We start from the raw sequence: 7,553 nt of genomic DNA on the forward strand, positions 1-7,553 counted from the left end.
ACTCAGTCGTGTGCGGACCCCAGAAACGGGTCCAGACACGACTCAGTCGTGTGAACGGTGGGCCGGATGGCATCCCGGAGAACGCAGCGGGCAAGGCCCCGACCGCCGGAGTGGCGCCCCGCGCGATCGAGCGCGACTGAGGCGCCACCCCGGCGGGGCGGCGGGCGGGACGGCGGACCGCGTCCGGGTGTTCAGGGTCCGCGCGGCCCGTCATCCGCCGGTGGGGATCGGCCAGGAACGGGGGCCGGGTGGGACGGCCGGGATCCCGCCTGGCCGGTGAGGGCCAGAGCTGAGTCGTGAGGTGGGCAGGCGGGCCAGGTGGTCGGGTGGTCGGGTGGCCAGGTGGTCGGGTCGCGGGATCCGGGCGGCGGGCGCATGAGCCGCCGCCCGGACCGTCCGCTACTTGACCTTGATCGAGGTCGTGCTGGTCACTCCACCACCGGTGGCAACCAGGCCCCAGGTTCCGGCGGCCGGCAGCGCCAGCTTCACCTTGCCGAGACCCTTGCTGTTCGTGGACCCGCTCCCGGAGACCGACGGCTGACCACTCATCGTGGCCACGACCGTGAACGGCGAACTCGGCGGGAAGTCCTTCACGGTGACCGTGAACTTGCTGCCGTGCTTCACCGAGGTCTTCGTGTCGATGTGCGGCTTGAGGAGTTGGACGGTGCTCTTCGCCTGCTCCTTGTTCGGGAAGCCGCAGCCGATCGTCTTCACGGTCACCGAGTGGCGTCCCCGGTCAGCATTGATCAACAACGTCTGGTAGAAGTCGACCGTATGCCCGGCGGCCCGGGTCGCCTGGGAACCGTTGGCGCGGAACGAGATGGCGCACGAAGGGTTCGAGTTCGTGACGAGCACGTTCAGCTTGGTCCCCTTGTGCCCGTCGTCGCGCGGGCCTGCCTGGATCGAGGCGGTCATCGAGGTCCCCGGCGGATAAGCGTATGCGGCGGTTCCCCCGATGAGGGCGGCCCCCAGGATTGCGGCGCCGGCGATCCTCTTCGTCGTACGCGATGTATTCACAATGAGTGATCCTATCGTCACACAGAGCGCGCGCCGGCATCCATGACGGCGTTGCGCATCGGACGTTTTGCGGAAGGCCCGACCGGTCGAACGGTGTCGACCGGCCCCAACGACGGGCCTCCCACCGCCGTCACCCCCTCCGCTGGACGACGGCACACGGCGCCAGCGGCTCCGTGCTGACCGTGGCCGGGTTGACCATCGGCTGGCTCATCACGACCGGCCGCGTACCCGCGTCCCCGGCCACCGCGGGCGCGGCCAGGGCGACGTCGACTCGCCTGCGCTGCCCGGGGCCCAACTCCACCGCGACACGCCACACACTGTGGCCGCGGTCGACGCCGCGGACGGGCACCGTCGGGTCGCCGTCCACCGTCGTCAGCGCGGCCTGGGACGCGACCGGCCCGTACACGTCGAGGAGCACCCGGTTGCTGCCGGGCACCGCGCGCCGCGTCCTCCCCTCGATGCGGCCTCGCTCGACGAGGTCGCTGCGCACCGTGACGTATCTCGGCAGCCCTCTTCGGGGCGCGGTGTTCTGCAGGTCGACCGTGATGTGCCCCACGCGCACGCCGTGCGCGCAGACGCCGGGCGAGTAGGTCGTGTGGACCTTGAGGTAGGCGTCCATCTTGTTGCCGCCACCGTTGTTGACCACGGCCATCGCGTACGCGCCTGGTCGCTCAGGGAGCGTTCCGCCGATCGTCATCCGCTCGAGCGCCTGCTGCTGGCCGGCGTCGGCCGACCACATCAGCAGCCGCCGCTGCGACACCGGATCCGCCATCGCCTCCACCACCGCCGGCAGGTTGAACCCGCCCCTGGTGAGGCGGTCGAAAACCTTCGCCACGAGTTCGGACGTCGCGGCGTCGACGTCGGCAGGGTCGTCGTACTTCCGGTAGATCCCCCGGCTGAGGAAGTCCACTGCGCTCTGCTGCGACACGGTGACGCCGTCCGACAGCCGCACCGGCCCGATCCCCGCCAGCAGCGCGGCAACGACGTGCGCGTCCACACCCGCCACGTAGTCCAGGCGGCCCCGGCGGCGGTCGGCCGCCCAGCCGTCGGCGACGAGCCGGCCGGTCCAGGGGAAGTTCGGGCTCAGATTGAGGCCAGCCCATTCCTGCAGGTCACGCCCCCAGAGCTCCCGCAGTTCCTCCGGGACGCCGCCGACCGGGATCGCCGGTCCGCGGTCGAGGTTCTGCCGCGACCGCGCCGTCACCAGCTTCAGCTTCCCCCGGTCGGTGCGGACGACGGCGTACGCACCGACCAGGCCACCGGTCCCGCGCGCCTCCGCGTTCTGCTGCAGCAGCACCATCCAGGTCCGCTCACCCTCGGCCCCGAGCATGACCGGCAGGGTCCGGGCCAGGGGCTGGGCTCCGGACAGGGGGCCGCGCGCTCCCTCGAGCATGTCCCGGACGGTGGTGACACCGGTGGCCAACTGGGGCCGCAACGAGCCGGTGTCCAACGTCGCCATCCTCGTCGCGCCGTCGTCGACGGCGGCAGAGACCTCGGGCAGCGCCGCGCCCACGCGAGCCAGCGCCTCGACGTCGATCTGCCCTGTGCCACCGCGCCGCGGGTCGAGCCGCGGCAGCGCCGACTCCAGCGGTCGTGTCGCCGCAGTGACGTCGGCGACCACTCCCGCGGTCTCCCGGGCGGCGCGCGGCTCCCGCCCGAGCACCGGGACCGCACTCGCCACTGCCCAGACCGGATCTCCGGTGACGGCGTGCGCGCGGGCCGAGTGCTCGCGCAGCCGGCCGAGCGTCGCTCCCGCGGCGGTGAGGTCGTAGGCGGCCAGTTCCCCGCGCAGCCTGGCGCCGTCCGCCTGCATCAGGACGGCGGCGTCACGCGCGGCGTGCGCGCGGAGCGCCAGCCATGCGGCACAGCCCACAATCACCGCAGCGGTGGCCCCGGCGACGATCAGTGCGGTGCGCCAGCGTCCCCCCTGCGGGGCGGATCCGTCGAACATCCCCCTGCCCACGGACCCGAGTCTGACACAACGTCATCGGTCGACTACCACGTGTCGTTGGACATGGGCTGAACGCCCGAGTTGGCTCTACCCGAAGCCTTCTTGTCAAGACCCTCCGTGAATGCCGCGGCGCCGGAGCGGGGTAGGTTGGGGCATATCTCCCCGGGTGACGCTGCTCCCCGGGTGACGCTGAAGGCCCGAGGCCATGAGGCGACCGGTGCACCTTGAGAGGCGGGTCCTGTCGGCCGGATGCGACCGGGAGGAGGCGACGATGAACACCAGCCGTCTGGCAGACAGCCGCCGACTCGTCGGCGAGGCGTTCGGCCGCCGCTTCGCCCTGGACATCCCCGGGGCACTCGCCCCCGGCGTGATGGAGCGGCTGGTGCGCTGCACGTTCCAGCCTGCCGACGACGGCGCGGAAGCGGCGGCCGAGCGCTTGTGGCGGCTGCGGTACCGCCCGGGCGCGGGCTGGCAGGGCATCCGCGACGGCGTCCCCCTGTCGCACGGCGAGCGCCTCGAGGACGCGGCGGACCGGCTGCTGAGTGACGTCGAGCACTGGCTGGCGGCGAACGCCGAGAAGCTGGTGTTCGTGCACGCGGGCGTCGTGGCGTGGAAGGGCAGCGTGATCGTCTTCCCCGGACGGCGCCTCGTGGGCCGGACCAGACTCGTCGTCGCGCTGGTCCGCGCAGGGGCGACCTACTTCTCGGACCTGTTCGCGATCCTGGACCCGACCGGCCTCGTGCACGCCTACCCGCGACCGCTCCCGCTGCGCCCGCCGGCGCCGTCGGCGCATCCGCGAATCGCCGGTGGCCGGGAGGCCAACCATTCCCCGCTGCCGATCGCGCTCGTCGCACGGATCACCTACCACCCCGCAGCCGGCTGGCGGACCGAGACGCTCACCCGCGGCCAGGGCGCGGTCGCCCTCATCAGCGCCAGCGTCACCAACGGCACCCGGGCGGGCGAGGTCAGCGCGGTCGCGCGGAACGCCGTCCGCAAGGCGATCACGATCACCGGGACGCGCGGCGAGACGCGGGACGCCGCGTACCGGCTGCTCCAGTCCGGCCTGTTCGAACCGGAGCCGCCGGACGACGATCCGGGCGGCCCGCAGGTTCTGGACCTGCGGTCGCCGCCCGCAACCCGTTCGGGTCCACACGACTGAGTCGCGTCTGGACCCGTTTCCGGGGGCCACACACGACTCAGTCGCGTTCCGACCCCGTTCCGGGGGCCACACACGACTCAGTCCGTGGATCGTGTGCCTGGGTCCCATTCGTGGGCCAGGATCGAGTGCACGACCGAGTCCCGCCACGCGCCGCGAACGAAGACGTGGTCCCGGATCCGGCCCTCCTCGACCATGCCGGCACTGCTCATCGCGCGGGCGGACGGCTCGTTCAGCGGTGACCTGGCCCCCCAGATCCTGTGCAGTCGGAGCTCGTCGAAGCCGAGCCGCAGCAGCACCCGTACGACGTCGCTGCCGAGTCCACCGCCCCAGCGGTCTGGCCGCAGCGCGAACCCGACCTGACCGGACCGGAAGTCGCCCAGCGCGAGCCGGGCCATGCCGATCATGTCGTCCCCGGCGACGAACTGGACGGCGAGGGCGTACTCGGTCCTCGGGAGGGCGAGGGCATCCACCGAGATCCGCTTGATCAGCAGTTCGACGTCGTCCCGCGACCGGGGCTCGAAGCTCAGGTGCCGGGTCGCCTCGGGGCTGCCGTACACGCGGTGGAGGGCGTCGACGTCGCCGGCACGGTACTCGCGCACGCGGACCCGGCCCTCGGTCAGGTCGACCGGGAACATTCACGCGCGCCCTCGGTCGTCATCGAGTCGTCTGCGCACTGAACTGCGAGAACACCTCGATCTCTTCCTGAAGGTCCCGAGCCGGCCGGCCGGCCTCGGACCCGGTCTCCCGCAATGCCGAATGGACCCGGTAAACGCTGGCGATGATGCCATTGATCCGTTGCGCCACGGGCAGGTCCAGGACCGGATTCAGCGCCTCCCTCGCGCCCTCGGTGTTGCCGATCCTCACCCTGGCCACGGCCAGGTCGGCCCGAGCCCCCGCCTCGTCCCCGAAGCTCCGCTCCTCGGGTTCGGCCTGCTCGTACGCCCGGACCGCGGCGGCGGCCCGCTCCTCGGCCGAGTGCCGCTGCTCCGGGAGCCAGGCGAGCGCGTCGGCGCCGTAGTAGATCTGGCGCGGCAGCGGGAACGTGAGGATGCCGCCCATGCCGTCGAGCTCGTCCGGCCGGATGCCGTCGCGCAACTCGTCGGCCCGCTCGATCGCGGTGGTCGTGGCGTCCACGTTCCCGAAGAGCGCCCACGCCCTCGCTTCCAGACAGGCGATCCACACCTGGACACTACCGATGGTGCGGCTCGCCGGCTCCTCGCCGAGCCGGGCGAACCGGAGCGCCTCGTTGGACCACCCCGCCCAGTACGAGATCAGCGATTGGAGGCCGCGCACCCAGGCGCGCAGGCCGTCGTGGTCGGCCATGTCGGCGCAGATGTACGACGCCCGCGCCTGCGTCATCGCAGACCTCGGATCCCCGAGGTCGTGGCTGGCCTTCGCGAGCATGCCCGACGTGACGCCGGCGAGGACGTACAGCTCGCGCGTCATGGCCGGCGGCTGATGGCCCTCCAGCAGCCGGAACGTGATGTCCTGCATCTGTGTCAGGTCACAGAGCAGCGACGACAGGGGCTGCTGCGGATAGGCGGCCGCGAGCCGGCGCACCTCCTCCTGGATCTCGGCGAGGGTTTCCGGACCCACGTTGCTGCCCTCCGCTCCCGCAGCGAAGTGAAACGCACGGCGTGCAGCCATCGCCACCTGCCCTTCAAGTGACCGGTCAGAAGCGCGCTGCTGCACTCCCGTCGTCGCCGCGCACGCTGCCGGCGTCGAATCCGCCCCGCCCGGCCTGGTCGGGCCGAGGCTGCTTCCCCACCGAAGGAGCAGTTCCCTCTCGCGGGGGTCCAATCTGTCCAGTGCCTCTGACGAGAGCAAACGCAGAGGTGTGGTGCCGTAAATGGCCGCCAGCGGCACCAGATGGGCCGCCAGCGGAGCGCGGCTGCTGCGCGAGGGGAACTGTTCGAGGCGGGACAGCGTTGGCTGGTCGAGAAACGCACCCTCGGTCGCGGTAAGGAAACGCTCAACTACCTCGGGCTGGCTGAGACCGTGGGCGAGCCGATACGCCGCCAGCCGGCTTCCACCGCACAGGGTGCGGACCTCGTCGGCGATCTCGTCGATGGTGCGCCCCTGTGCGAGCATCGCGTCCCGCAACTTGGTGACGTCTGCCTTTGTCCATCTACCCATGACGTCCCCTCTCGATTGCCCGGTGAGCCTGCAATGCCCCGATTTGTCTCCCGGCGAGAAGTCTCACTCCCCATTGCGGAGTCGGCCCCATGCTGTATCCCCACACGGTCTATGGGTAGAACACAACTTCAGCAATAAAAACGATGCATAACAGGCCCACGCCCGGCATGGTCCGCAACATAAAAACCATGTTTTGTCGCCCCACGAGGATCCCACCGCTTACCTAGGTGATGCACTGCAACCGTCACCCGGACGAGCCGGGCCACGACCGTACGAACAGACCGTACGAACAGTATGCGCACCGCTACGAAAAGGGGGGAAATGGAGGTCGAACGCGATCCGGAACTACCGCCCGTGTCGTCGGCGTCATTCACGGTGCTCGACGGGCGGGCGGCGGAACGAGTCGCCCATCGCGTGCGCTGGCTGCTGACCGGCTGGCGACTACGGCGGCTCGCCGACCCCGCGGCGGACCTGGTCGACCTGCTCGTCCTCGGCGCCATGCGCGGCGCGCGCGGGCGGGCCGATGTCCGGCTCAACGTGCGTGACGGCGTCCTGCGCGTCGAGGTCAGCGGCGGGCGACCCGAACGCCTGGCCTGCGCCGCCCTGGCCGCCAGCACGGCGCACTGGGGCTTCGACGCCGAGGGCACCGTCTGGTTCGAACTGCCCGTTCCGCTTGCGCTGCCCGCGCAGGCGGGGCCCGCCCGCACCGGCCCACGGACGCGGGGCCGACAGCGTGCGCTTCCGCTGCCGGCCCCGCACCCAACCGACACGTCACCACCCGGCGCGGAAACGACCGGTACGGCGCGCACGCGTCCCGCCGCCCCCACCACGACGGCCAACGCGATCCCGCCACCCCGCCACGGCTAACCCCGACCCGCCGATCATGCAATTCCCGCCGATCATGCAATTCCGGCTCGGGCCGCGGCGGCGTGCCAGGCTCTCACACGGTGTCGCGTCCCCCGGCACGCCGGGACGACGCCGACAGGCTCACGATCCCGGTGATCACCAACGTCGCGGCGATCGCGACCAGCGACAGGACCGTCGGAACCTCGACTGCCCACTCCACGGGGTGGCCGCCGTTGATGAACGGCACCTCGTTCTCGTGGAGTGCGTCGAGGATCATCTTGGCGCCGATGAACGCGAGGACGACGGCCGGCCCGGTGGACAGGTACACCAGGCGGTCGAGCAGGTCGCCGAGCAGGAAGTACAGCTGCCGCGACCCCATCAGAGCGAACAGGGTCGCGGTGGACACCGCGCTAGAAGCGGAAGCCGGCGACGAGGCGGGCGAGC

Annotated in this window: 7 protein-coding genes; 2 read left to right on the top strand and 5 right to left on the bottom strand. The window is 71.4% G+C overall.

The window, feature by feature from the left end; all coding sequences use genetic code 11:
* Nucleotides 1–399 precede the first annotated feature (399 nt).
* Both AC08OU_RS19905 and AC08OU_RS19910 read right to left on the bottom strand, forming a co-directional pair.
* Nucleotides 400–1,017, bottom strand: coding sequence for a hypothetical protein (locus AC08OU_RS19905; RefSeq protein ID WP_476605537.1), 618 nt, complete (start codon nt 1,015–1,017; stop codon nt 400–402).
* A 130-nt stretch (nt 1,018–1,147) separates the two neighbouring features.
* Nucleotides 1,148–2,968, bottom strand: a complete 1,821-nt coding sequence (locus AC08OU_RS19910) for a DUF4012 domain-containing protein (RefSeq protein ID WP_476605538.1) — start codon at nt 2,966–2,968, stop codon at nt 1,148–1,150.
* Nucleotides 2,969–3,239: 271 nt separating this feature from the next.
* Here AC08OU_RS19910 and AC08OU_RS19915 point away from each other — a divergent pair, with 271 nt between their 5' ends.
* Nucleotides 3,240–4,127: a hypothetical protein gene (locus AC08OU_RS19915; protein ID WP_476605539.1), complete on the top strand. Its 888-nt coding sequence runs from the start codon at nt 3,240–3,242 to the stop codon at nt 4,125–4,127.
* Between the two features lie 77 nt (nt 4,128–4,204).
* Here the strand turns inward: AC08OU_RS19915 and AC08OU_RS19920 are convergent, their stop codons facing one another.
* Complete coding sequence (locus AC08OU_RS19920) at nt 4,205–4,762, bottom strand: GNAT family N-acetyltransferase (protein WP_476605540.1); 558 nt, start codon at nt 4,760–4,762, stop codon at nt 4,205–4,207.
* Nucleotides 4,763–4,781: 19 nt separating this feature from the next.
* Nucleotides 4,782–6,263 (bottom strand): XRE family transcriptional regulator, encoded by a 1,482-nt coding sequence (locus tag AC08OU_RS19925; protein ID WP_476605541.1) that lies wholly within the window; start codon nt 6,261–6,263, stop codon nt 4,782–4,784.
* A gap of 321 nt (nt 6,264–6,584) precedes the next feature.
* Between AC08OU_RS19925 and AC08OU_RS19930 the strand changes: the two genes are divergently transcribed.
* Entirely contained in the window at nt 6,585–7,130 is a 546-nt protein-coding gene (locus AC08OU_RS19930; RefSeq protein WP_476605542.1) for a hypothetical protein, read from the top strand.
* A 73-nt stretch (nt 7,131–7,203) separates the two neighbouring features.
* Here the strand turns inward: AC08OU_RS19930 and AC08OU_RS19935 are convergent.
* Nucleotides 7,204–7,553: TerC family protein (locus AC08OU_RS19935; protein WP_476605543.1), on the bottom strand; the 350-nt coding region annotated here is incomplete at its 5' end.

The organism is Frankia sp. CcMO1, from assembly GCF_977945845.1.